This is a genomic window from Clostridium sp. ZBS2, assembly GCF_023845855.1.
Taxonomy (GTDB): domain Bacteria; phylum Bacillota; class Clostridia; order Clostridiales; family Clostridiaceae; genus Clostridium; species Clostridium aquiflavi.
Genome location: NZ_JAMQIF010000178.1, coordinates 1 through 242, shown reverse-complemented (window position 1 = coordinate 242; position 242 = coordinate 1). Strand labels below are relative to the sequence as shown.

Sequence of the window (242 nt, the reverse complement as noted above, 5' to 3'; positions counted from 1 at the left end):
ACCTGAAATTAATTTTTAAAAAGGGGCTAACAGCCCCTTTTTTGTCAGGAGAATTTATTATGGCGAAAGAATTTGGTCGCCCGCAGCGCGTAGCGCAGGAAATGCAAAAAGAGATCGCTCTCATCCTGCAGCGTGAAATTAAAGATCCTCGTCTGGGCATGATGACCACCGTTTCCGGTGTCGAAATGTCTCGCGACCTGGCGTATGCCAAAGTGTATGTGACTTTCCTCAACGACAAAGAT

The 242-nt window shown here is 46.3% G+C and carries 1 protein-coding gene; it reads left to right on the top strand.

Annotation, left to right across the window (positions count from 1 at the left end; genetic code table 11):
- Positions 1-59: 59 nt before the first annotated feature.
- The coding region (gene rbfA, locus NG918_RS16855; RefSeq protein ID WP_252227202.1) for a 30S ribosome-binding factor RbfA at positions 60-242 on the top strand (183 nt) is incomplete at its 3' end.